Here is a 25345-nt window from a genome sequence, read left to right as displayed (position 1 = left end):
ATGATGTCACGCCGCGGGCAGGTCCCCAGCGTAACCGTACCAACTGGATACACTATCGATTAAGGGGCGCGATAAACAAATGGATGGTTTGTGGGTGAAATGCAAGCAGTGTCAGCAGATCCTGTTGACGAAAGAGTTGGAGAAGAATCTGAAGGTATGCCGGTGCGGTTACCATTTTCGGATGACGGCGCGGGAACGGATCGATATGCTGGTCGACGAGAACACCTTCATCGAGTGGGACCGGGAACTGGTATCGAAAGATCCCCTCAAGTTCCCTGGCTATGCACAAAAAATTCAGAAGTGTCAGATTGAAACGTCAATGGGCGAGGCCATCACGACCGGGCAAGGAAGGATCTGTGACATCCCCTTTGTCCTCGGCGTCATGGATCCCCGCTTTATCATGGCCTCCATGGGCGCCGTTGTCGGCGAGAAGATCGTTCGCGCCGCCGAACGGGCGCTGAAGCTGCGCCTGCCGCTGGTGCTGTTTTCCGCTTCCGGCGGCGCCCGCATGCAGGAAGGCGTCCTCTCGCTGATGCAGATGGCCCGCACCAGCGCCGCCCTGACCCGCCTCTCCGAGGCCGGGCTGCCCTTTTTCTCGGTCCTCACCGACCCGACGACCGGCGGCGTTACGGCCAGCTTTGCCATGCTGGGCGACCTGATCATCGCCGAGCCCGGCGCCTTGATCGGCTTCACCGGCCCCCGCGTCATCGAGCAGACGATCCGTCAAAAACTGCCGGAAGGATTCCAGCGGTCTGAATTTTTGCAAAAACACGGTATGGTCGACATCATCATCGAGCGCCCGAAGATGCGCGAGCAAATGGCCGCGCTGCTGGCGCTGCACAACTGTGATTCCGTCGAGGGGGTGGAAGGCTAATGGCGCTGCCGCTGGATTTTGAAAAACCGCTTTTTGAACTGGAAACGAAAATCAACGAACTGCGCACCTTCTCCCAAGAAAAGGACCTGGATTTCAGCAGCGAGATCGCCACGCTGGAACAGAAGGCCGAGGAACTGCGCAAAAAGATCTACCGCGACCTGACACCGTGGCAGCAGGCCCAATTGGCCCGCCATCCGGACCGTCCCAACACGATCGAGTACATCCGTCTCCTCTTCGAGGAGTTCTATGAGATGAAGGGCGACCGCCTCTATGGCGACGACCCGGCCATCATGGCCGGCATCGCCCGCTTCCAGGGACGTCCTGTCACCGTCATCGGCCATGTGAAGGGCAAGGATACGAAAGAGAACATCTACCGCAACTTCGGCATGCCCCATCCTGAGGGATACCGCAAGGCCCTGCGGCTGATGCGCCAGGCGGCCAAGTTCGGCCGGCCCATCATCTGCTTCATCGACACGCCGGGCGCTTACTGCGGCATCGGCGCCGAGGAGCGGGGACAAGCCGAAGCGATCGCCCGCAACCTCCTGGAGATGGCTGCGCTGCCCGTGCCGATCATCTCCGTGATCATCGGCGAAGGCGGCAGCGGCGGCGCGTTGGCCCTCGGCGTGGCCGACCGCCTGCTGATGCTGGAGCACGCCGTCTACTCCGTCGCTTCTCCGGAATCGGCCGCATCGATCCTCTTCAAAGACGCCACGCTGGCGCCGCAGGCCGCAGCCGCCATGGGCATCACGGCCGAGCGGCTGAAAGACCTGAAGCTGATCGACCGCATCGTGCCTGAGCCCTCCGGCGGCGCCCACCGCAACCCGATCGGCACGGCCAAAGAGCTGGCAGCGGCGCTCAGCGACGAACTGGAGTCGTTGATGGTCCTTTCCGCCCAGGAGCTGGTCGACGGTCGTTACGGGAAGTACCGCAACCTGGGGATGCACTGCATCGAAGATGAACCTTTCGGCCCCTTGGCAACCGGCGCGCGAGAAGCGGCGGAGATGTAATCGTATCAAAGACGCCCCGGCGGAAGAACCGGCGGCGTCTTTTTTTCTGTGATCGCAAGCCGGCAGGGAGTTGGGGGCAATCTAGTTTTCAGCAGCGGAAAAAGAGGGTTCTGTTTTGAAGAACGGTTTCAGTTGGAGGGATTGCGTTGGTCCAACATATCGGCGTCCTCACCTCGGGCGGCGACGCTCCTGGCATGAACGCCTGTGTGCGCGCCGTCGTCCGGATGGCCATTTACCGGGGGATCAAGGTGTCGGGCATCCTGCGCGGCTTTGCGGGGCTTTTAACGGGCGAGATGCGCCCCCTCGATGTGGGGTCTGTCGGCGACATCATCCACCGGGGCGGCACGATGTTGCGGACGGCCCGTAGCAAGGAGTTTTTTGAACCCAAAAACCAGGCGCTGGCGGCGACCAAACTGAAGGACGCCGGCATCGACGCCCTCATCGTCATCGGCGGCGACGGCTCCTTTCGCGGCGCCCAGGCCTTGATGCGCCACGGCATCCGCATCGTCGGCATCCCCGGCACGATCGACAACGACATCCCTGGCACCGACTACACGATCGGTTTCGATACGGCCGTGAACACGGTTCTCGACGCCATCAACAAAATCCGGGACACGGCCACCTCCCACGACCGGACCAATGTGATCGAGGTGATGGGCCGACGGGCCGGCCATATCGCGCTGCTGGCCGGTCTGGGCGGCGGCGCCGAATCGATCCTCGTCCCCGAGGTTCCCTTTGATCTGGATGATGTCTGCGCTCGCCTGCTGCGCGGCCATGACCGGGGGAAGCTCCATTCGATCATCCTTGTCGCCGAGGGCGCCGGCAGCGCCGTTGAGATCGGCAAGCGTATCGAAGAGAAGACAGGACTGGAGACGCGCGTGACCATCCTGGGCCACATCCAGCGCGGCGGCAACCCCACGGCGACGGACCGGATCTGGGCCTCCCGCATGGGCGCCCAGGCGGTGGAGGCGCTCCTGCGCGGCCAGAGCAACATCATGCTCGGCGTGCGCAAGGGAGAACTGGTCGAGGAGAACCTGGACAAGGCGTTGACGGAACGGAACGGCCTCGACGAAGAACTTTACCGTCTGGCTGGGGTGTTATCCATTTAATACGCCGGGGGTAAACTACCCTCGGGGTGAGCGATGTGTTCTCTGATCAAAACTGGGCCAAGGTACGCGGGGGATTGTATGGCGCCGCCGTCATCGTGTTGCTTCTGGGGGCGCTCCTTTATGGCTATCAGTCACGGCTCGGCTCCCTGCTCCTGATCGGCGGGGGCGCCTGGTTCGTCTATCTGCTGGTGACGAGAAGGTAAATGTATGGTCAATTTTTCCGGGCACGGGAGGAAGCCGGCAGCGGGCTGAAGAAGTATTCGACGACCCAGCAGAAAGGCAAGGGGTAAAAGGGGAGGCGCCCAGGCGCTCCCATGGGAGGTTCGAATTCATGCATGCATTTTCCCAGGAGGCTTCTCCGTCCGGGACGCCCCGCACCAAGATCGTCTGTACCGTCGGACCCGCCAGTTCCGACCCAGCCATCCTGTCCGAGATGATCCGGGCCGGCATGCGGGTGGCCCGGTTAAACTTTTCCCACGGCACCTATGAAGAGCATGCCGCCCGCATCGCCGCCGTTCGCCAGGCGGCGCAGGCCTTGGAACAGCCCATCGCCATCCTCCTCGACACGAAAGGCCCCGAGATCCGCCTCGGCCAGGTGGCCGGCGGCAAAACGACCCTGGAGGAAGGCGCCGAAGTGACCCTTTTTCCCGACGATGGGTCCTTAGGGACGAAGGAGCGCCTGCCGATCAGCTACGCCGGGCTTGTCGAGGATGTGCGAACGGGCGTGCGCGTGCTCATCGACGACGGGAACATTGAAATGGAAGTGACCGACATCCGGCCCGGCGAGATCCGTTGCCTCGTAAAAAACGGCGGGGATGTGAGCAGCCGCAAGGGTGTCAGCGTCCCTGGCGTGGCCTTGCGCATGCCGGCCATCAGCGAAAAGGAAGTGAAGGATCTCGAGTTCGGCATCGCCCAGGACATGGATTTCGTCGCCATCTCCTTTGTCCGCGACGCCTCCGATGTGCTCGGCATCCGCAAGATCCTGGAGGACCGCGGCGCTTCCATGCAGTTGATCGCCAAGATCGAGAACCATCAGGGCGTCGACAACATCGACGAGATCCTGGCCGTCTCCGACGGGATCATGGTGGCCAGGGGCGACCTCGGCGTAGCCATCCCGACGGAAGACGTCCCCCTCGTCCAGAAGTTGATCATCGAAAAGTGCAACATCGCCGGCAAGCCGGTGATCACGGCGACCCAGATGCTCGACTCGATGATCCGCAATCCCCGGCCGACCCGGGCCGAGGCGACCGACGTGGCCAACGCCATCCTCGATGGGACCGACGCCATCATGCTCTCCGGCGAGACGGCGGCCGGCAAGTACCCTGTCGAGGCCGTCACGATGATGGCGCGCATCGCCATGCGCACCGAGCAGGCGCTTCGCCATGACGAGGAACTGGACCGCCGCCGCAAAGCCGGCCTCGGTTCGGTCACCGACTCGATCAGCCACGCCACCTGCAGCATCGCCGCCGACCTGGGGGCGAAGGCGATCATCACCTTAACCAAAGCCGGATCAACAGCCCGCATGGTTTCCCGCTACCGTCCCGATTGTCCCATCATCGCTGCGACGCCGGAAACGAGGGTGATGCGCCAGATGGCTGTCGTCTGGGGCGCTGAGCCGATGAAGGTGCGGGAAACGGCGGGCACCGACGAGATGCTCGGTGACGCCATCGACTGCGCCTTGCAGGAAGGGCGCATCGCCTCAGGCGACCTCGTCGTCGTCACCGCCGGCGTGCCGGTCGGCGTATCAGGCACAACGAACCTGCTCAAGGTCCATGTGGCCGGTCGGGTGTTGGCCCATGGCATGGGCATCGGCCGGAGGAAGGCTGTCGGCAAGGTGCGCCTCTGTCGCTCCGCCGCCGACGCCGCCCGGCTGGAGAAGGGCGAGATCCTGGTGGCCTTCGGGACGGACCGAGATTACGTGCAGGCCATCGAACGCTGCGCCGGCATCATCACCGTCGAAGGCGGCCTTACCTCCCACGCGGCCATCGTGGGATTGCAGTTCGGCATTCCTGTCATCGTCGGTGTCGACAAGGCCTTCGAGGCGCTCTCCGACGGCGCCGTCGTCACCATGGACGCCACCGAGCGGGGGATGATCTACGAGGGGACGGCGCGAGTGCTCTGATCCGGTGGAAATGAAAAAACTTGGTTAAAATGATAATAAGCCTGTCTGAATATAACATCAGACAGGCTTGGCGTTTTAAAAACTCTCAATTACCGCAAAAACAAGCGAAGGGCCAGCATGAACATGATCACGGCGAAGATTTGCATCAATCGCCGGGCATTTACCTTCGGGGCCAGGCGGGTGCCGATCTGCGCGCCGCCGATGGCGCCGAGAGCGAGGGCCAAAGCAGCTACAGGCTGCACCTCGCCGGCGGGGATATGGGGCAGCGTGCCGAAGAAGGACGAGACGGTGAGAATGAACATGGACGTGGCCGTTGCGATGTGGGGTGGAATGCCCATGATCAAGGTCATGGCCGGCACATGGATGATCCCGCCGCCGATGCCGAAGATGCTCGATAGGAAACCGACGAAAAAGCTGACCATGATGCCGAAGAGCAGGCTGAAGCTGTATTCGTGTTCCACCCCATGGGCGTCGGTGAATTTCCGCGTCGTCTTTTTTCCCAGCCAGTCGGGCGTGCGGTCCCTTGCCGGTCCCTGGGGGCGAAAGAGCATGAACAGAGACACCAGCAGCAGCAGCACGGCGAAGGCCGTGTCAAAGGCCTTTCCCGACAGATAGGGCACCAGGTAGGCGCCGGCGAGGGCGCCGGGAATCGTGCTCACGGCAAAGGGGATCCCGGTGGCGAAGTCCACCCGCTTTTGGCGGGAGTAGTTGTAACTGCTCACGAGCGAGTTGATAAAAATGAAGAAGAGGGACGTGGCCACTGTCCACGTATGGGGATAAGCGAAGAGGAGCAGCAACACGGGAACGACGATGAAACCGCCGCCCACGCCGATCAGAGAGCCAAGTGTTCCGGCTCCCAGGCCTGTGATGAAAAGCAGCGCGAAGTCCATGACCATTACTCCTATTGCAGTTCTATCTTTTTGTACGGGAAGACGACGGTATCATTATATCCCTGAACGGCAATATTCGTCCACGCGAAAAGCCATATAAGCGAAAAAAAGCGCGAGCGCAACAATGCTCGCCACGAGGGAATGGGTGAGGATGTGATTCGCTTTTCCATAAGAAAAGACCCTTGGGCGGCCTTTTTATGGAAGACACCCTTTGACGCCTACGGCGCAGGTCGTTACAATATAAGTACTGCCCAATGTTAATTAGCATTTGATGATGATGATGCGGGGGAAACAGAATATTTTTAGGGACATAGTGATAGAGAGGCATAAGTTGGAGGCAAGGCCATGCAAGGACTTCGCGTAATACTCGGGGATCCCGACGAGACGCAGCGAGTGGAATTGAAAAAACTTCTGCACGCCCTGGGTCAGATGGTCGTTGGCGAAGCCGAAGACGGTCTCGGTACATTGAAACTGATCCGCCGGCTTACCCCTGATCTCGTCTTCATCTCCGTTCAACCGGCGATGAAGGATGGTGAAAGTGTTGCACACATGATTGAAGATGAACGGCTCTGCCCGGTCGTCCTGCTCCTGGAACGAGGCCGGGAGAGTCACCGGAGCCGTGAGGCCGACACCCTGTTGCCCTACCTGATCAAACCGCTGCAGGAGATGTCCCTGCAGCCGATCATCGACTTGGCCGTCAGCCGTTTCCGGGAAGTCAGCCGGCTGGAAAAGGAAATCCGGCAGTTGAAGAACACCATCGAAACGCGCAAAATCGTCGAAAAAGCCAAGGGGATCTTGATGCGCAACCTGGGTATCAACGAGGCCGAGGCCTTCCGGCGCATCCAGAAGCAGTCCATGAACAAGCGGATGAGTCTAAAAGCCGTGGCGGAGGCGATCGTCGTCGCCTACGACATGCAATAAAGAATTTCGTAGGAAAGGTGAACCGAGTGAAAAAGATTGAAGCGGTCTTTCGCCCAGAACGCCTGGATCTGGTCAAACAACGCCTCGAGGCCATCGGCATCCGGGGCATGACCCTCACCCAGGTGATGGGATGCGGGAGACAAAAGGGAGAGACTGGCGTTTACCGCGGTCAGGAGTATGCCATCACACTGCGGACCAAAGTGAAACTGGAACTGGCCGTATCGGATGGCGAAGTGGAAACAGTGGTGCAGACTATCGTCGAAGCCGCCCGGACAGGGCAGGTGGGAGACGGCAAGATCTTTATCCTTCCCATCGAAGAGGCGGTGCGGATCCGGACAGGCGAGCGGGGAGCCGTCGCCCTGTAGGGGATTTGCAGCGAATCATCGGCGCCCTGCTTGTCACTGACGTATTGCTTAGAAAAAGCAGAGATAGTGCGGAAAAATCTGCTTGCAAAAGCCAGATTCGGGACCTATAATGGCACAAGAGGTATAGTGATGCAGGGGCAGAGACGCCCTAGACCCGGCGAAACCATTTTCGCGGGGTCTAGGGCGTCTTTGTTTTTGCAGGGTTCAAATCACTTTTTAGCGGTCTTAGTGATTCAGAGGAGGAGTAACAAATGACGCCCACGCCCGAACAACTGGCCATGGGGATCGACACCATCTGGGTGTTGATGGCCGCCGCACTTGTCTTTTTCATGGAAGCCGGTTTTGCCGCCCTCGAGGCGGGTTTCATCCGGGCCAAAAACAGCATCAACATCATCATGAAGGTCTTCATGGATTGCACCGTCGGCATGCTCGGCTACTGGGCCGTCGGCTTCGGCGTCATGTATGGCCTGGACAAGGCCGGTATCATTGGAGTCAGCGATTTCTTCCTGCAAGGGGAAGCGGAGCACCTGGGTCTGAAAATTCCCCTTTACGCTTACTGGCTCTTTCAGGCGGCCTTCGCCGTCGCCGTGGCGACCATCGTCTCCGGCGCCGTGGCGGAACGGATGAAATTCGGCCCCTATATCGTCTTTAGCTTTTTGGCCACCGCCATCATCTATCCCCTCGCCGGTCACTGGGTCTGGAACGCCAACGGCTGGCTCGCCAAGCTCGGCATGGTCGACTACGCCGGCAGCGCCGCCGTTCACGCCGTAGGCGGTTGGGCCTCCCTGGCGGCGATCCTGGTGTTGGGACCCCGCATGGGCAAGTTCAACGCCGATGGCAGCCCCAACGTCATCCCCGGTCACAACCTGCCCCTGGCCGCGCTGGGCGCTTTCATGCTCTGGTTCGGCTGGTTCGGCTTCAACCCCGGCAGTTCCCTCTCCGGTCTTGATATGAACATCGCCCGTGTGGCCGTGACGACCAACCTGGCGGCGGCTGCCGGCGGCACTATGGGCGCCATCTACACCATGTTTAAATGGGGCAAGCCTGATCCCAGTATGGTCATCAACGGCTGTCTCGCCGGTCTGGTGGCGATCACCGCCGGTTGCGGCAGCGTCTCGCCCGTCGCCGCCGCCATCATCGGCGCCATCGCCGGCGTCCTCGTCGTTGAGGCGGTCGGCTGGGTTGATCACCTGCGTGCCGACGATCCCGTCGGCGCCGTGGCGGTTCACGGCTTCTGCGGCACCTTCGGCGTCATCGCCGTCGGTTTCTTCCACACCGAACGAGGTCTCTTCTACGGCGGCGGCATGGAACTGCTCGGCGTTCAGACCCTCGGCGTCCTCGCCGTGTCCCTCTTCGCCTTCGCCTCCACCTATCTTGTCTTTGCCCTGCTGAAGGCCACCGTCGGCATCCGAGTAAGCCCCGAGGAGGAGATCGACGGCATGGACCTGGCGGAACACGGCATCGCCGCCTATTCGGACGTGCCGAACTTCACCGGCGCCCATGCGGGCGGCCTGCCAGTGGGCAGTCTTCCGGGCTTTCCGGAAATCTCCGCCGGACCGGCTCAGTTGAGTTCCTCCAAGCCATAGGGGCATAGCGTAATCTGGTCAGCTAATCGTAATCGGAAGTCGAAATGAAAATATTTCCAAAGGAAAAGGGAGTGAAGCATCGCCGGATGCCGCTCCCTTTTTTCATGAAAAGTTTTTATTCTCACTGGCTTGACTCCCTCTGCCGATGCGGATGACGAGCCCCTGCCCTGTCCGGTGCTCTGTCACCGAGGGGGCTTCCGGCTGAACGGGAGGCGCCTGCAGGATCCGCCGAATCGACGGCATGACCTCCATGGCGGCGGCATATCCCGCCTGGGCGGCCTCGTCGATGGCGTTGAAGTCGAAGACACCCATGCGGCCCAGGGCAGGTTCAATGACCAGATCGGCGCCGCCTAAGATGGTGCACAAGTCGATCTCATAGCCCATAATGTCGATGGAACGCAGCATCGTCCCGATCAGGTTGTCGGGCGGGACGGCCGGTGTGTCAGGATCGCGCAGGCTGACACAGATGACCGCCTTGGCGCCGAGGCTGCGGGCCAGGTCGGTCGGCAGGTTGGCCCGCACGGCGCCGTCAACGAGACAATACTCCTTCAACCGGACGGGATGAAAGACGCCGGGGATGCTCGAACTGGCGCGGACGGCCTGGGCGATGGGGACGCCGGTGAGGAAACGCCGGTAGGGAAGGGGATCTACCGGCGCCAGGTCCTTCGGCAGGAAGCAGATCGATGCGCCGGTGATCAGATCGGCAGCCGTCACGACGACACGGGGCTCTGTTTGGTCAAAGGTCCGCTGCCCCCAGATCTGGCGAAACAGTTTTTCCAACTGGTTACCCACGAGGAGGCCTGTCGGGAGCCCAGGCCAGAGCGCCGCATTGGGCCGTCCCTGGAGCAGACGAAAGAGACCGAGCAAGGCGGCGGTGAGCCAGCGCCAGTCAAAGTCAAAGAGAAAATGCCGGGAGGCCCGTTTGGCGATGGCTATCATGTCATCGGCGCTATAGCCTGTGCCGTAGAGGGCGCCGGCGATGCTGCCGGCGCTGACGCCGACGACAAGGGGTGGCCGCAGGCCTTCCTCTTCCAGTGCCTTGATCACGCCGATATGGGCGGCGCCGCGAGAACCGCCGCCGCTGAGCACCAATGCCCAGTCCATCGCCATCACCCTCTCCACGTCAGATTCTTATGTAGCAGAGAGGGGAAAAATGTGTTTCCAGGGGATCTGAAAAAACAGGTCCAGAACTGGAAAGCCTTGACGAACAGGCCTTCAGCACGTATGCTAAAAACATCACAAGTGCGCTTCAGAATATTGGAAATTTTTCGCTGCACGAGTCGGACGAGCCGTCGCAGAAGGCTCTAGGAGGATCGATATGACCAAGAATGCAGATAAAACGACGCCGGCAGGCGGCGCGCCGATCGAGGCAATCAAAAAAGCCATGGGCGAAGCGGTCGCCGATAACCGGCTGACCTGCACCGACGCCCGGGACATCGCCGAGTCCTTTGGCGTCCCCTACAGTCTTATCGGACGACTGGCCAACGAGTTGAAGATCAAGATCCGCCACTGTGAACTGGGCTGTTTCTAAAATGCGCACGCCCCCGGCGTTCTCTCTGCTGCTGAAATAATGACAAGAGACGGGGTGGCCGAAATGATCGACGCCTTCGCCCGGGATATCCATTACCTGCGTGTCTCCGTCACCGACCGCTGCAACCTCCGCTGTGTCTACTGCATGCCGGAAGAGGGACTCCCCCTGGTCGACCACCGGGAGGTGCTCCGTTTCGAAGAGTTTGAACGGTTGATCGCCATCGCCGCTGCACAGGGCGTCCGCCGCGTGCGGATCACCGGCGGCGAGCCGCTGGTGCGCAAGGGGATCGTCCCCTTCGTAGCTCGGGTGAAGGCGATCACCGGCATCGAAGACGTGGCCCTCACCACCAACGGCATTCTGCTGCCCCGTTTCGCCGGCGACCTGAAGGCGGCGGGCCTGGATCGCGTCAACATCAGCCTGGACACCTTGCGGCCCGAACGCTTTCGAGCCGTCACCCGGGTCGGGTGTGTCGACGATGTCTGGACAGGCATCGAGGCGGCCCTGGCGGCCGACCTGCATCCGGTGAAGCTGAACGTGGTCGTCATGGGCGGTGTCAACGACGACGAACTGGCTGACTTCGCCCGCCTCACCCTGCAGTGGCCCATTCATGTCCGGTTTATCGAATTGATGCCCATCGGGGAGGGCGACCCCCGCTTTCGCGGTCAATTCGTTTCCATTGAACAGATGCAAGCGAAGATGGCCCGAGAAGGGCTGCGACTGGGCAACCACCCCGGCATCCGGGGTGGCGGTCCGGCCCGCTACCACACCCTGGAGGGCGCCCTCGGAACGGTTGGCTTCATCAGCGCCATGTCGAAACACTTCTGCGCCGCCTGCAACCGCCTGCGGCTGACAGCCGAAGGCAAATTGCGCCCCTGCCTGCACTCGCGCCAGGAGATCGACCTGAAAGCCCCCATGCGGCGGGGCGCTCCCGACAGCCTGCTGTCCCTGATTTTTCAAAAAGCCGTCGAGGCAAAACCCTATCAACACAGCATGCTGGATGAGGGATGGGGCGATCGGACACGCCGGATGTCCCAGATCGGGGGCTGAAGGGGGGGCCGGGCGATATGGCTGGCCTAGAAGCCCATTAGCAGTTGTTTTCTAATGATGAGTGATAACAGCGGAGGTAGCGAATGGATCCTTTGACGCATTTTGATGAAAAAGGCGGCGCCCGCATGGTCGATGTGAGCCTGAAGGGCGACACCCGGCGGGAGGCGGTGGCCCGCGGGCGGGTGCTCATGCACCGGGATACCTTCCGGCGGATCCGGGACGGCCAGATCGCCAAAGGCGACGTGCTGTCAGTGGCCCGCCTGGCTGGCATCATGGCCGCCAAGCGGACGAGTGACCTGATCCCCCTCTGCCACCCTCTCTTTCTGACCGGTGTCGATCTGACCTTCACCTTGGACGAGCTCCATTCGACGGTGGAGATCGAGAGCCGTGTCAAAACGACCGGCAAGACCGGCGTCGAGATGGAGGCGTTGACTGCTGTTTCCGTGGCCGCGTTGACCATATATGACATGTGCAAGGCCATGGACAAGAGCATGGTTGTCAGCGACATCCGGCTTGTCGAAAAAACAGGGGGGAAGAGCGGGCACTTCATCAGGGAGGAATGACCGTGGCAACGATCGTAGCCGTTTGCAGCAGCGAGAAAAAAGGGATGCGCAAAAAAAATGTGGGCCAGGGGATGCTGACGGCCGATTTCGGTCTGGCCGGCGACGCCCACGGCGGCCCCTGGCACCGCCAGGTGAGCCTGCTGGCCATCGAGAGCATCCAAAAGATGCGCGACCTCGGCCTGGACGTCCATCCCGGCGACTTCGCCGAAAATATCACCACGGAAGGCATCGAACTGACCGTGCTCCCGGTCGGGACGCGGCTGAGATTAGGAGCAGAGGCCGTCGGCGAGGTGACCCAGATCGGCAAGGAGTGCCATACCCGCTGTGCCATCTACTACCAGGCCGGCGACTGTGTCATGCCCAAAGAGGGCATCTTTATCCGGGTGATCTCGGGCGGACCTGTGCAGGTCGGCGATGCGATTGAAGTGATGCCCAGTGAAGCGGCGGCTGGTGTGAAGACGCAGCAAGAGAAAAATCCAGGTGCAAAGGCCGCCGGAGAGGAGGAGCGCCCATGATCCGTGTCGGCATCCTTACCGCCTCAGACAAGGGGAGCCGCGGTGAACGGGAGGACCGGTCTGGACGGCTGATCGGCGAAGCCGTCCAGTCCATCGGCGGCGCCATGGCCGCCTACAAGGTCGTTCCCGACGAGCGGGACCAGATCGCCGCCGCCCTCCGGGAAATGGCCGACGACCTCGGCCTCGACCTGATTTTCACCACAGGCGGGACAGGCTTCTCGCCCCGCGACGTGACCCCGGAAGCGACGATGGACGTGGTGGAAAGGCTCGCGCCTGGCATCGCCGAGGCCATGCGGGCCGAGAGCATGAAGATCACGCCCCGGGCCATGCTCACCCGCGGCGTCGCTGGCATCCGCGGCCGGACGCTGATCGTCAACCTTCCCGGCAGCCCCAAGGCTGTTCAAGAGTGCCTCGACATCATCCTGCCGGCGCTGCCCCACGGCATCGAGATCCTCAAGGGCGAGGCGAGCGAGTGCGCCCGCAAGTAAACGAGGCCCATAAGCAAGATGGCGAAAGAATCCTCTCTGCGCGCGGGGGGATTCTTTTTTGTTGATCCTATTTTGCAGACGAGTCCTTTTTGCGGGTGACGAAGGAAAATTCCTCCGGTTCTATCCCCCCTCGAACGGAAAATACCCTTCCCATAGGGAGGCTTTTTCCGGAAGGGGGGATCCCCATGAGACGCTGGTGGCGGTGGAGCGCCGGCCTTATCGTCTTGTTTTTGCTCCTCGGCGCAGGCGGCGGCTACCTGATGTGGCAGGCCCATGAAGCGCTTTGGAATCCCAAGGATCCCATGACTGTCGTCAAGCGCGCTGTGGCGGGCACCTTGCACAGCCCCAGTTTTTCCTTTGAGAGCACCTTCCTCATCCGCGTCGACGGGCGGGAAGAGGTCATCAGCCGCTTTTCCGGCGACCGGGCCGAAGGGGAGAAGTTCCACCTAAAAGGGACGCTCCTCCAGTCGTCGACGGAGATCTTTACGTCCGGCAACCTGTTCTACCTCTGGGACCCCGTCAAGAAAAACTGGTACACCATTGAGAAAAGCCGCTTCGGTCCCCAGGACCTGCTGCTCTCCGAGATCAGCCCGCTGACCGCCCTGGATATCAAAAACATCGAAGGCGTCACCGTGACGGGGATCGATAGCGTGGGTGAAGACAAGTGCCTGCTCATGGAGTGCCGCACCGAGGTGTCCAACCGCCTCCTGACCACCCTATGGAAAGACTTCTACTACCGCATCTGGGTCGACCCCGAGAAGAACCTCATCCGCAAGGTCGTCGTCGAAGCCACCAGCCGCAACGCTCCCCGCGACCGGCTGATCCTCATGCTGCAGTTCACCGATTACGACGGCAAACAGACCATCAACCTGCCGCCGGCGGCGGGACGGTAGAAACGGACAGTGGCTTGAAGCAGGATTGGTTGCGGGACTTGTGCGAATGCCGAATGGGTGTCAAAATAGTGGCAAAAGACACAAGGGGCGATTCACCGATGCAGCAGCGAGGCTTTTTCCAGGACTGGTCCTTCACGCCGGAAGCAAGGGCCTTCATCGAACAAAAGGGCGGCATCATCCATATCCCCATGAACCTCTCTGTCGGCTGTTGCATCCACCTGGACGCGCCGCCGGAGATCGAGGTGGGGCCGCCCCGCCCGCAGGATCCTGCCGAGTACGCTTGCTTCGAAAAAGACGGCGTCACCGTCTACCAGGACAAACGCTTTGCTTGCAGCCATCCGCTCTCCATCGACCTCTCGCGGGGCCTCCTCCGGACGAAACTGGCGGTGAAGGGTTGGCGGTTGGCGTAAGGGGTAGGGCAACAGGGCTTTTTCTGTTGACATGATTTTTCATTCGTTGGTATAATTTTAGAGATTCGACAAAGAGTATACCTGATAGTCACGTCTGCATGGCCGGTCTTGAGAGCCGGCCTTATTTTCGTATTTCAGGAGGCGGCTTCAGCAATGGACAAGGTCATCGATCGCGTACTGGTCAGCGAAGAAGAAATCCGAACCAAGGTCCGGGAACTGGGCGAACAAATCTCGACCGACTACCAAGACAAGGATCTCCTGGTCGTGGGCATCCTCAAGGGCGCACTCGTCTTCATGGCCGACCTGATCCGGGCCATCCGCATCCCCATCGAGATCGACTTCATGGCCGTCTCCAGTTATGGTCAAGGGACCCGATCCTCTGGCGCCGTGCGGATCCTGAAGGATTTGGACCGGGCCATCGAAAACCGGCACATCCTGATCGTCGAGGACATCGTCGACACGGGCTTGACCCTCAACTACCTGGTGGACAACCTGAAGTCCCGCGGCGCCGCATCGGTGAAGGTCTGCACCATCCTGGACAAGCCCAGCCGCCGCAAGACACCCGTCGCCCCCGACTACAACGGCTTCACCATCCCCGATGAGTTTGTCATCGGCTACGGCCTCGACTATGCCGAACAGTACCGCCACATTCCCTGCGTGGCCGTGCTGAAGCGGGAAGTTTACGAGAAGTAGGACAAGCCATCGACAGAACAATTTGTTAAGGAAACAATCTACCGAGAAACAATGAATCGGTAGGACTTTTTGAGAGGAGCGAACACCTTGACGAAGCCCCATGAAACCATCCTGGTCCTCGACTTCGGCGGCCAGTACAACCAACTGATCGCCCGCCGCGTCCGGGAACTGCACGTCTACTGTGAGATGCACCCCTTTACGATCAGCGTCGACGCCATCCGGGAGATGAATCCGAAAGGAATCATCTTCACCGGCGGCCCGGCTAGCGTCTATGAAGAAAAAGCCCCCGCTGTCGACCCGGCCATCTACGACCTGGGCATCCCCATCCTGGGCATCTGCTACGGCATGCAACTGATGGTCAACCAACTGGGCGGCAAGGTCGGACGGGCTGATTCGCGCGAGTACGGCAAGGCGGCCCTCACCATCACCGCTTCCGAAGGCCCCTTCGCCGGCATGGAAGGCGATGTGCAGTGCTGGATGAGCCACGGCGACAAGGTGGAGGTCCTGCCCCACGGCTTCGTTAGTTCCGGCAAGACCGACCACGCCCCCTTCGCGGCCATGGCCGATCCGGTGCGCCGCTTCTACGGCGTCCAGTTCCACCCCGAGGTGCGTCACACGCCCCAAGGCATGGACATGATGCGGAGCTTCCTCTTCGGCGTCTGCGGCTGCACCGGCGAGTGGACCATGGAGAACTTCATTGAAGAGCAGGTGGAGGCCATCCGCGCCCGCGTCGGCGGCGGCAAGGTCCTCTGCGCCCTCTCGGGCGGCGTCGACTCCTCCGTAGCCGCGCTCCTCGTTCACCGGGCCGTGGGCGAGCAACTGACCTGCGTCTACGTCGACCACGGCTTTATGCGTCTCAACGAATCGGAGCGGATCGTCAAGACCTTCCGGGGTGAACTGGGCATGAACCTGATCGCCGTCGAAGCGTCGGAACGCTTCTTGGCCAAGGTCGCCGGCGTCTCCGATCCGGAGACGAAGCGCAAAGGCATCGGCAACGAGTTCATCCGCGTCTTCGAAGAGGAAGCAGCCAAACTGGGCCAGGTGGACTTCCTGGTGCAAGGCACCCTCTATCCCGACGTGGTCGAAAGCGGCACCTCGACGGCCGAGACGATCAAGACCCACCACAACGTGGGCGGCCTGCCGGAGGACATGAAATTCGAACTGATCGAGCCCCTGCGCACCCTCTTTAAGGACGAGGTGCGGGAAGTGGGCCAAAAACTGGGTCTGCCCGAAGACATCGTCTGGCGTCAGCCCTTCCCCGGACCGGGCTTGGCCATCCGCGTTCTCGGCGAGATCACCAAGGAAAGCCTGGACATCCTGCGCCACGCTGACGATATCGTCTTCCAGGAGATCAAAAAAGCCGGTCTCTACCGGCAGATCTGGCAGTCCTTCGTCGTGCTGCCGACGACCGTGCGCAGCGTCGGCGTCATGGGCGATTGCCGCACCTACGAATACCCGGCCATCCTGCGCGCCGTCACCTCTGACGACGCCATGACGGCCGACTGGGCGCGGCTGCCTTATGAACTGCTGGAAAAGATCTCGAACCGGATCGTCAATGAGGTCAAGGGGGTTAACCGGGTGGTCTACGACATCACGTCGAAGCCGCCGGGGACGATTGAGTGGGAGTAAGTTTTAAGTCTTGTCTGGCTTGATTTTATTGGGTTTTTAGCCCTCATCCACTAAAAGTAGTGGTCTTTGATTTCTCGCTGGTTTTGCGGAAGTCTTAGACCACTATTTTTTTCCCGACTCACTCAATAAAAGGGAGAGGATGGGGTAAATGAATTCAAAAAACGGATTAAAAAGGATGACGATGACTAAAACATCGGAGATGACTTTAACACAGCTCAAAGATCATTTTGTAAAGAAATGCAAGGTAATAAACTTAACTGAGTACACCATATTTGGTTATGAATATGGATTCCAGAAATTCATGAAGTTTCTAGGAAATCAAGATGTTAAAGCAAGTGAAATATCAAGTGACGTTATTCAAGATTATACATGTTGGCTGAAAGAGACAGGAATTAAGCCTATCACAGTAAATACATATTTAAGAAATCTTTCTCCAATTTTACACCATGGAATGGAACTAAACATAATACCAAAGTTTATGATTCGATCAATAAGAACAGAGGAATGTGTAAAGGAAGTATATACGGACTCGGAATTAATGATTTTATTAAAAAAACCTGTTACCGATTCATTTGCTGAATATCGAAATTGGGTTATTATTAACTTTTTAATAGCAACAGGAGTTAGGGCATTGGAACTTCGGTGCTTAAAGGTTGAAAACATTGATTTAGAAAACGAAATGATTTTACTAAAGAAGACAAAAAGCAAAAAACAAAGATATATTCCGATAAGCAAGTCATTGTCAAAAATTATAGGGGAATATATTTTGTTCAGAAAACCAAGTTCTTCAGAGGAATTTTTATTCTGTAATGAATTTGGACAACAGATGCCAAGAACAACCCTTCAGAATGGAATTAAAAAATATTGTCTCAAAAGAGGAGTAACAAAGTTCTCGTTACATTTATTTAGACATACCTTTGCGAAAAGGTGGATCTTAAATAAAGGTGATATATTTACTCTTAAAAAAATTTTAGGTCATTCATCGTTAAAAATGGTAAATCACTATTTAAACCTCTACGGAGATGACTTGAAGAAGAATTTCGATGAATTTTGCCCCCTAGAAAGCATACGCGTTGAACGTGAAAGAATAAAAATAAACAGATAAATGATAATTTACCTGCCGTAAAAGAAGGCAGGTATCTTTTTAATTAGTGCTTTGATTTGGTGTGGTTGGTGCGGAGAAGGGTTTGAGCATAAATTCTAAAAACCAACACAACAATTTATAAATACAGTAAAAATACGATTTAAGAACCATTATTTTAACGATTTAATTAAAAATAACTAAGTTAAAATAAAAGAGAATTAAAAAAACAAAAGATAAACATTATTTTGTGCTGGTAAAAAAATAAAAAAGGCATAAAAATTACTTGACAAAAGCTAATTGGTTAAGATAAAATTAATGCATAAAGCACAAATGAAACTCTAAAATGGAGGTGTAATATTTAATAAAAAATCGTTGTTCTTGGTTGGTTGGGTAAAACATCTCTAAGGAAGTGATTTCACTAGTGATTGTCAAGATCGGTAGTAAGAAAAAGCTTTTTATCTTGATAACAATAAAAGATAGTGATTTTTTATTGTTTCTGCTCTATTTGTTCTTGTTATCTCACGCATGTAACAATCTAAGGTTGACGCTCCCCATAGAGCAGGGATTTTTTATTTAAGGTATCGCCTATGTGAAATGCACTCTAAAAGGCTCTAGAATCCTTTCTAAGCCTTTCGAATGAAAGGGGAGGGGTAAACCTACCTACCTGAAAAATAATCAACTTTATCATGTCAGGACTTTCCCATTCGAAAATTCGCAACACATGTATTTACAAAATTTTACATGCGCCCAGGTTGTTGAAAAGGAGATAAGAATAATATCGGAAATCGACTACAAACCTGTGTGGCTGCCCATGTCCTGAATGTTCAATAGGCGAGATTTTAAAAGGGTTTTTCTAGAGAAATTCTTCTCCATTTTTAAGAAAACTTAAAGTGAAACTTGTTGGAAGAACTGTTGGTATCAATATCAAGTGGTACACTAGATAAGTATTTGATCTTCCCTGCCGTTAAGGCAGGGATTTTTATTTAAGTCGTTGCCTTAAAATACGTTTTTACAATGCAAAAATAATATAGCTTTGTCGTGGTTCACGTTGCTTTTTCTCAACTAAGAAGATATTACATTGATTAAAGACTGCCTAAATAAATTTTATACTTGACATATTGCGGTGTAATCCGTATAATAAATAATATATTTCAAAAATTTAATGTGTTAAACAGGAGGGTTATTAATGAATTTCCTTTCAGAAGATACGTTGTTGTTAGTTCAAAACAGGGATTTTCCTTTCGAAGAGTTATTACAGTGGTTTTTTGAAGAAAACCCTTTTCAGATATGTTTTCTTCAAGAAGAAAAAAGAATGGTATTCAGAAAAGGCAAATGGAAGGAGTATAAATACAAGAAAAGCGTCATATGTAAGGGTGGAAAATATTACAAACCGGAGGATAAGAAACAATTACATTATTCTACTATAGCTGACCTTATTAATTCTTGTACGGATGGTATTCCTGAGTTTTTTGGCGTGTTTTGGACACCAAACAGTCCAAGTTGGGAATCTAAAAATTCCTTTGCGACAAACAAGGATATTATAAATGGGGGAAAGATAATTTGCCAGTTTGTGGACATAGATGCACCTAACGAAATAAAAAAAGATAAACAAGCGATTAAGGAATGGAAGATGGATGTATTTCTCAAAATAAATAACCATAAAATAAAACCAACTCTGCTTATTGAAACAAAAAACGGTTTTCATGTATATTGGAAGGTTAAAGATGCTGACATAAAGCTATTCAGAGATATTCAGCTTCGACTTATTAAAGAATTTGACGCCGATCCGAAATGTGTAAATGAAGTCAGATTGCTAAGATTGCCATATTCTATTCATAGAAAGGATATGTATGATCCATTTCCAATACGTTTAGTTTCCAAAAATGATGTGATTTACGATCAAAAAGAATTCATTGATTTGTTACCACCAATAGGCGACGATAAGTTAATTATTGATGCAATGAAAAGTTATGAACAAAACCGAAATAATAGCGTATCAGATTTACCAAATATAACAAATATTATTCAGCGATTTAAAGAAAGGGTAATGGTTGTTAGTGAAAACGAACACAAAGTTATATGCCACTGTTGTATGCCAGAGCATAAAGATAATAATCCGTCCGCAGTATTGTTTAAGGAAAACCTCTTATTCCACTGTGCTGGATGTGGCGCAACATTTTTCTTAGATGAACTAGCGGAATCTCTTGGATGGTCGAATCTCCTTTATGACATAGATACTGAACAACAATTAGCTGAATGGAAAGAGAACTCGATTGATATTAAACAATCAGAAAAGTTCGTGCTAACAAACGAGGAAGAAAACATCGTTCAACAATTACTTAATGAGACGGTTAATCTATTTAACGACAGACAGCAATGGATCAGTGATGTACATAAGGAACAGATATACAGTGCTTTTAATATATTGCTTAAAGCGAAGCGGGATGATAAACCAATGCTAATCAATATGGTTACTGGTTCAGGGAAGTCAACGATCATAAAAGTGTATATTAAACATAAGGTTATGAGCGATGGTTCGTTCGGTTGTTTAGTTGTTAAAGAGCGACGCGACGATGTTATTGACTTTGCTACTGAACTTAACAACTATATTGGCAAAGAAGTAGCCTATCCCTTATACGGATTTGATGAACTAGATTGTCTAGATAACGCTAATCGCAATCAAAAAAAGCACAAAAGTTGTCCCGTAAGGAAAGGTAATTATGTATGTAGACATAAAAAGAATTGTCGGTACTATAATCAATTTGAGGAACAAAAGAAATATCCTATAGTAGTCCTTACACATAAGAGACTTTATGAAGACGCGAGAAATAATAAGATATCCTCCAACTACAATTCTTTTAACTTATTGGGGCAAAAATTCGCAAGAGAAACATTAATCATTGATGAACAACCACATTTAATAAGCAATAATACTTTAACAGAAGAAATGTTCTATCACTACATGAGGTTGATCACCGATAAGTTTAATGAACTTGCAAATGGGTATTTTACCTCGGAATCACATGATGACAATAATCCGTATAAAAAGGCTTTAGCAGAATTACAGGAAGCTGCTTTAATCGTTGCAAATATATTTCAAAGAAACTATGAAAGAGATCGTGAAAAAATCAAACCAGTTAATTGTGATTTCTCGTTTTCCCATTCGTTTACAAAGCAATTTCGACAAGTATTTGAGTTACAAACGGAATTGTATAATGTGCCAATATTTATAAGCGATTTACTAACTAACGGAGGAATCATCGAAAGAGACAAAAAATCTATTGCAGCCGCTCATTACGTAGATTATACCTCAGAGAAAAACTTCGCTACAATCATATTCGATGGAACGGCTTTAGTAAGTCCATTGTATAAGTACAATGAGTATTGCACATTTACTAATTTTCCGATGATCAAAGAATATAAAAACTTGACCTTCTATAAGTGTGATTATCTTACCGGAACAAAAAGCAACATGGATAACGACGATGTTAATGCGTTCTTATGCGATGTAGAAGATATTGCGCTAGACTATCCGAAGGAAAACATTTACTTAGCCATGTTCAGGGATCATGCGTATTATGCAGGCACAAAAACGCTTAAAAGCGAGATCAAAGAAAAGCTAGGGAAGTATATTGATAAGAAAAGAATTAAAATAGGTACTTTCGGTGGAACTAAAGGATCGAATGAATTCAGAGATTGCACGATTTGCATTATCGAAGGATTTCTTCACAAATCCGAGATATTTTATTCCAATGCATACGATATATCACAACCAAATGAAACAGAACTATTTACAGTAACTCCTATTGATCAAACCAGAAGATTCGACAACGAAGAAATAGAGAAATTTAAGGTTCTCGATACCCTATCTGATTATGTTCAAGAGATTACCAGAACGGCACTGAGAGATAACAGCAGGGATGTATCCTGTAAAGTGTTTATATCATCAAAAGATAAGATCATTCTTGAATTACTTAGTAACTACTTTCCTGAGGCAAGAGTTGAGAAATGGAATCCAAAGAACAGGCTTAATAAACAAATTTTTTCGGATGGTAGAGCTAAAAACCTTCAATTATTTGCCGAGTTCTTAGCAAACACTGAAGCAGAAGTATTAACATATGCAGAAGTTGCAGAGGCACTTGGAATTAAGGATAAAGCCTTTTCAAAAATGATTAATGGAAAGAAAGCGGTAGCGTTGATGGAAAGCTATAGTTACACAATAGATAATCATAAAAGAGATGGAAGGAAAAATGTTATTGTAAAAAAATACTCCCCCTAACCCTATATATAGAGATCAGAAATAGGGGGGGTATCTTGGAGATGGCTGCATACGGCATGTTCTAATGATAGAATAATAATTACAGGCAGGGGGCAGGGGGGTTATATGGTGTTGATTGACGAAGCGTAAAGAACACTTTTACCTAAATAAGTCTGTTACCAGAACACAACAGCGATGAAATACTGTTGAATCAACAGTAAATGAGAGAATCAGCGAGAAAATTAGAGACTAAATAAATCAGACGGCTTATTTTGGACATAAGTTAGAGGAGTAGTCGTGTGACTATTCCTCTAATCAATTTACATCATACTCAACGCTACTATTTGTTCTTCTTTACTTGGATCGATATAAATGGATGTTGTCTGAATGCTCTCATGACGAGCCAGCTTTCTGATCGTTTCGATGTTCACGCCAGCATTAGCCAGATTCTTGCAGAATGAGTGTCTGAATGCGTGAGGAGATACATTGTCCATTCCAGCCAGAGCAGCGTATTTGTCAATCATCTGTTGGATGCCTTTAACCGTGAATTGTCCAGAGCGTTCGCTAACGAAGACATAGGGGGAACCCTCGTATCTCCCATCTGTAAGGGACTGTCTAAGCCTTATCCACTGTCGAAGATTCTTTGCGTGTTTGGCTAGCATCGTCACGACAGCATATTTCCCATGCTTGCCTTCACGAATGGTAATCTCTATGTTTCCATTCACCCTAATGTCATCTAGCTTTAAGTCCTGTACCTCAGAAACCCTTAAACCACAATAAAGCAATATATCCACTACAGCTAGGTTTCTCAGCCGCTTAAACTCATTGCGTTCCAAGTCAACGTAAGAGAGGAACTTCTCCTGCTCTTGCTTTGTCAACCATTTGGTTTGTCCGCTATGGGAGGAGACAGCAGCACTAATCTTTTGGATCTTAATACGTGTGGTTGGGTTGTCCGTAATGATGCCTTGATCGGCCAGGAAGTTAAAGAAGGTCTTTAACCCTGCGGTGGATTTATTGATCGTGGCTTGGGAGCGATTCTTTTGGTGTCTCAGATAAGAGATGAACTCCTTGATATCAATAGGCTTAGACGTTTGAATGTGGCTATGTTCGTAAGTGCCACTGAACCATGATATATATTGGTTCAAAATGATCTTGTACGCCTGAATTGTTTTGGGATCTCTTCCTTCTGAATGAAGCCAGTCTAGAAAGGAAGCAATAGTGTCCATCTCTCATAACACTCCTCTTAACAGTATTCTACGATGAATAAAAAGGTAGGAATGTAGGTGTTCTACGATAAATATAGCTGGTTTCAAGGAAAAATTCAAGACAGAATCATATTTCTGCGCCTAAAAATTGCGAGTGATATGAAGGAGGAATTTTACATCTAAAGAAGAATTATTTTATGAAAATAACTGTAGCGGAGGGTGAATGTAGTGAGTGATGTTGCTAGGTTAACACTTCTGGCTGCCATTGATGATTTTTTGTTAAAAAAAGGTGTAGATGCAAATGGGGTTTATATAAACACCAATCAAAATGATGGAGTTTATTATCCTAAAATCAAAGCGTTTTATGATTATCTATTAGAAAAACGGAATTTAAAAGATGACTCTTGGAAAGATTTATTAATGGAATTCAAACCCAAAGACATAGAAGAAAGTATGGTTTTTTATATTGATGAAAGTCGTAAACACTTTAATCCGGCGTTCTGGGTTAGAAAAAAAGGCACACTGCATAATTACGTAACTGTTGTAACCGAATTTTTTAAATATTTGTCATCGATAGACCATAAGAACCAAAAACTATTATATACATTTGATTTGTGGGAAGAAGACGATGAACAATTTAATAAAATAATAGAAAAAGTTTGTGAGGGCAAAGACTTAATAGAAAAAGTAGAAACACAAGAGCCAATTTTGGACGAGGATTTTAGATTATTATGTGATGTATGTGATAATGACATTAATCGATTAGCTTTAAACGAAAAAAGATTATTAGAAGATGACAAATACTACAATAAATATGTTAGAGCACTAATTATAAAGTTATTACTTTTTACTGGGGCAAGATATTCTGTATTAACCAACATTACTATTAAGGATTTCAATGTACAGTGTAATGTACTTAAAATAAATAATTACACCGTGCACCTGCCTAATAAGTTATGTAGTCAATTACAGAAGTACTATTTAGTTAGAAAAAACATTAATTCGGACTTTGACAACTTGTTTGTATTTAGAAATGGAAAATTATCTAATGGATCTAATCAAATAACAAGCCCCGCTTTTGTTGTAAAATTTTTAATTAGGCATATAGGGAGGGATGATATCAAAGGAATTAGTAAATATACGATAATTAAAATGATTAAGAGTAATATTAATCAGGAAATCATTCAGGAATTTACACAATACAAAGAAACAATTTATTATCAGTGTTTAGGTTATGTTTTCAAAGAAAATGATTTTTTAACAAAAAGCAGGTATCTGGATTCTAAAATTCGAAGCTTGGATATATTTGATTATTTGTAATTAGAATTAGAAAGTGCAGGAGGAATTAATAATGGGAAATGAACAGTTAGATAATTTGCCATTAACAACTAACGATGAACAAGCAGCATCTATAGCAACAGCAGAAGAGTCGTTTGACATAGAGGTTAATGAACGAGATAAAAAGAAAAAAACAAAATTATTTATTATTGGTGGAGTAATTCTAGTGTTAATCGCAACGTTTGGAATTGTGTTTAATTATAATCAAAGAGAAAAAGAATATGGTCAAAAACTAGACCTTATTTCTAACGAAATGATTTTTAGTGCTGCATTAGCTGAAAAGATGTGTAATTCATATCAGAAAGTTTGGCATGATACGATATGGAACAAGATGGACATGAGCAAAATGGCAAGTGATATAGGTGTACCTGAGTCGGAACTGAAGAATAAGACAGGAGAATACTTTCTTTATACCAGCGACTTTAACGAATCACTGAAAATCTTGTATAAATACTACGATAAAAACGGCAACGTAGATCTACTTAAAAATACAAAAGAAACAGTTTATAAAGACATTAAGTCTTTAGATGCTCCACCTGAAAAGTACAAACAATCATACAATGCTATTATGGATTTGTACTCTGATTACGATCAATATATTAATTTAGCCATAAATCCAACTGGATCATTGCAAAGTTACAGTAATGAAACTCGTGATTTAAACACAAAAATATCAAAAAAATACAAAGAGTTTGGACTTAGATTTCCTGACAACAAAAAACAATGAACTAAAAAATAATTGTTAATGCACAAAATCAGGCTTCAATAGAATAAGTACGTGTGAAAAAGGAAGAGAGTTTCTCTTCTTTTTTTGTAT

General features: G+C 51.6%; 23 protein-coding genes and 1 pseudogene. 21 read left to right on the top strand and 3 right to left on the bottom strand.

The genetic code is table 11. From position 1 onward, the window contains the following. Positions 1–79 precede the first annotated feature (79 nt). The 5 genes from accD (at position 80) to pyk (ending at position 5112) form a co-directional block, all read left to right on the top strand. The gene (gene accD / locus GTO91_RS14385; protein ID WP_161259432.1) at positions 80–874 is read left to right on the top strand and encodes an acetyl-CoA carboxylase, carboxyltransferase subunit beta; all 795 of its coding nucleotides are present in this window, start codon (positions 80–82) and stop codon (positions 872–874) included. Beyond that, complete coding sequence (gene accA, locus GTO91_RS14380; protein WP_161259431.1) at positions 874–1881, top strand: acetyl-CoA carboxylase carboxyl transferase subunit alpha; 1008 nt, start codon at positions 874–876, stop codon at positions 1879–1881. The genes accD and accA overlap by 1 nt, the downstream gene beginning before the upstream one ends. Before the next feature lie 146 nt (positions 1882–2027). Next, complete coding sequence (gene pfkA / locus GTO91_RS14375; protein ID WP_161259430.1) at positions 2028–2990, top strand: 6-phosphofructokinase; 963 nt, start codon at positions 2028–2030, stop codon at positions 2988–2990. 35 nt (positions 2991–3025) lie between these two features. After that, entirely contained in the window at positions 3026–3193 is a 168-nt protein-coding gene (locus tag GTO91_RS14370) for a hypothetical protein (RefSeq protein WP_161259429.1), read from the top strand. A 128-nt stretch (positions 3194–3321) separates the two neighbouring features. After that, positions 3322–5112, top strand: coding sequence for a pyruvate kinase (gene pyk, locus GTO91_RS14365; protein WP_161259428.1), 1791 nt, complete (start codon positions 3322–3324; stop codon positions 5110–5112). An 89-nt stretch (positions 5113–5201) separates the two neighbouring features. Here pyk and GTO91_RS14360 read toward each other — a convergent pair whose 3' ends face one another. Continuing rightward, positions 5202–6002 (bottom strand): sulfite exporter TauE/SafE family protein, encoded by an 801-nt coding sequence (locus GTO91_RS14360; protein WP_161259427.1) that lies wholly within the window; start codon positions 6000–6002, stop codon positions 5202–5204. A 345-nt stretch (positions 6003–6347) separates the two neighbouring features. Between GTO91_RS14360 and GTO91_RS14355 the strand changes: the two genes are divergently transcribed. From GTO91_RS14355 to GTO91_RS14345, 3 genes are all read left to right on the top strand, one after another. Further along, positions 6348–6923 (top strand): ANTAR domain-containing response regulator, encoded by a 576-nt coding sequence (locus tag GTO91_RS14355; protein ID WP_161259426.1) that lies wholly within the window; start codon positions 6348–6350, stop codon positions 6921–6923. Between the two features lie 26 nt (positions 6924–6949). Continuing rightward, entirely contained in the window at positions 6950–7288 is a 339-nt protein-coding gene (locus GTO91_RS14350) for a P-II family nitrogen regulator (RefSeq protein ID WP_161259425.1), read from the top strand. Positions 7289–7539: 251 nt separating this feature from the next. After that, positions 7540–8874 (top strand): ammonium transporter, encoded by a 1335-nt coding sequence (locus tag GTO91_RS14345; RefSeq protein WP_161259424.1) that lies wholly within the window; start codon positions 7540–7542, stop codon positions 8872–8874. A 102-nt stretch (positions 8875–8976) separates the two neighbouring features. On the opposite strand, the gene GTO91_RS14340 is transcribed toward GTO91_RS14345, so the two are convergent. Further along, positions 8977–9978 (bottom strand): patatin-like phospholipase family protein, encoded by a 1002-nt coding sequence (locus tag GTO91_RS14340; protein ID WP_161259423.1) that lies wholly within the window; start codon positions 9976–9978, stop codon positions 8977–8979. A gap of 214 nt (positions 9979–10192) precedes the next feature. Here GTO91_RS14340 and GTO91_RS14335 point away from each other — a divergent pair, with 214 nt between their 5' ends. The 11 genes and pseudogenes from GTO91_RS14335 to GTO91_RS14285 all read left to right on the top strand — a co-directional run bounded on the left by GTO91_RS14335 (position 10193) and on the right by GTO91_RS14285 (position 22006). Beyond that, positions 10193–10405, top strand: a complete 213-nt coding sequence (locus tag GTO91_RS14335) for a hypothetical protein (RefSeq protein ID WP_161259422.1) — start codon at positions 10193–10195, stop codon at positions 10403–10405. A 63-nt stretch (positions 10406–10468) separates the two neighbouring features. Then, the gene (gene moaA / locus GTO91_RS14330; protein WP_161259421.1) at positions 10469–11452 is read left to right on the top strand and encodes a GTP 3',8-cyclase MoaA; all 984 of its coding nucleotides are present in this window, start codon (positions 10469–10471) and stop codon (positions 11450–11452) included. Between the two features lie 83 nt (positions 11453–11535). Further along, positions 11536–12015: a cyclic pyranopterin monophosphate synthase MoaC gene (gene moaC / locus GTO91_RS14325; protein WP_161259420.1), complete on the top strand. Its 480-nt coding sequence runs from the start codon at positions 11536–11538 to the stop codon at positions 12013–12015. A 2-nt stretch (positions 12016–12017) separates the two neighbouring features. Next, positions 12018–12446 (top strand): annotated as a pseudogene (locus tag GTO91_RS18245) (MOSC domain-containing protein); the annotation flags it as partial. A gap of 80 nt (positions 12447–12526) precedes the next feature. Beyond that, on the top strand, positions 12527–13018 hold the full coding sequence (locus GTO91_RS18240; protein ID WP_161259419.1) for a MogA/MoaB family molybdenum cofactor biosynthesis protein: 492 nt from the start codon (positions 12527–12529) through the stop codon (positions 13016–13018). A gap of 185 nt (positions 13019–13203) precedes the next feature. Continuing rightward, positions 13204–13911 carry a hypothetical protein gene (locus GTO91_RS14310; protein WP_161259418.1) on the top strand — a complete coding sequence of 236 codons (708 nt, stop codon included), beginning with the start codon at positions 13204–13206 and terminating at the stop codon, positions 13909–13911. Between the two features lie 98 nt (positions 13912–14009). Next, positions 14010–14321: a CC/Se motif family (seleno)protein gene (locus tag GTO91_RS14305; protein WP_161259417.1), complete on the top strand. Its 312-nt coding sequence runs from the start codon at positions 14010–14012 to the stop codon at positions 14319–14321. 153 nt (positions 14322–14474) lie between these two features. Then, positions 14475–15014, top strand: a complete 540-nt coding sequence (gene hpt, locus GTO91_RS14300) for a hypoxanthine phosphoribosyltransferase (RefSeq protein WP_161259416.1) — start codon at positions 14475–14477, stop codon at positions 15012–15014. An 87-nt stretch (positions 15015–15101) separates the two neighbouring features. Then, positions 15102–16643 (top strand): glutamine-hydrolyzing GMP synthase, encoded by a 1542-nt coding sequence (gene guaA, locus GTO91_RS14295; RefSeq protein ID WP_161259415.1) that lies wholly within the window; start codon positions 15102–15104, stop codon positions 16641–16643. A gap of 148 nt (positions 16644–16791) precedes the next feature. Further along, positions 16792–17748: a tyrosine-type recombinase/integrase gene (locus GTO91_RS14290; RefSeq protein ID WP_161259414.1), complete on the top strand. Its 957-nt coding sequence runs from the start codon at positions 16792–16794 to the stop codon at positions 17746–17748. A 1165-nt stretch (positions 17749–18913) separates the two neighbouring features. Next, entirely contained in the window at positions 18914–22006 is a 3093-nt protein-coding gene (locus tag GTO91_RS14285; protein WP_161259413.1) for a DEAD/DEAH box helicase family protein, read from the top strand. Positions 22007–22305: 299 nt separating this feature from the next. Here the strand turns inward: GTO91_RS14285 and GTO91_RS14280 are convergent, their stop codons facing one another. Next, positions 22306–23211 carry a tyrosine-type recombinase/integrase gene (locus GTO91_RS14280; protein ID WP_161259412.1) on the bottom strand — a complete coding sequence of 302 codons (906 nt, stop codon included), beginning with the start codon at positions 23209–23211 and terminating at the stop codon, positions 22306–22308. 207 nt (positions 23212–23418) lie between these two features. On the opposite strand from GTO91_RS14280, the gene GTO91_RS14275 reads away from it, so the two are divergent. Continuing rightward, complete coding sequence (locus tag GTO91_RS14275) at positions 23419–24510, top strand: site-specific integrase (RefSeq protein ID WP_161259411.1); 1092 nt, start codon at positions 23419–23421, stop codon at positions 24508–24510. Positions 24511–24541: 31 nt separating this feature from the next. Further along, positions 24542–25255 carry a hypothetical protein gene (locus GTO91_RS14270; RefSeq protein WP_161259410.1) on the top strand — a complete coding sequence of 238 codons (714 nt, stop codon included), beginning with the start codon at positions 24542–24544 and terminating at the stop codon, positions 25253–25255. The last annotated feature ends 90 nt before the right edge of the window (positions 25256–25345 follow it).

It is taken from the genome of Heliomicrobium undosum, assembly GCF_009877425.1.
In the GTDB taxonomy this organism is placed as follows: Bacteria; Bacillota; Desulfitobacteriia; order Heliobacteriales; family Heliobacteriaceae; genus Heliomicrobium; species Heliomicrobium undosum.
This window is presented reverse-complemented; position numbering and strand designations above follow the sequence as displayed.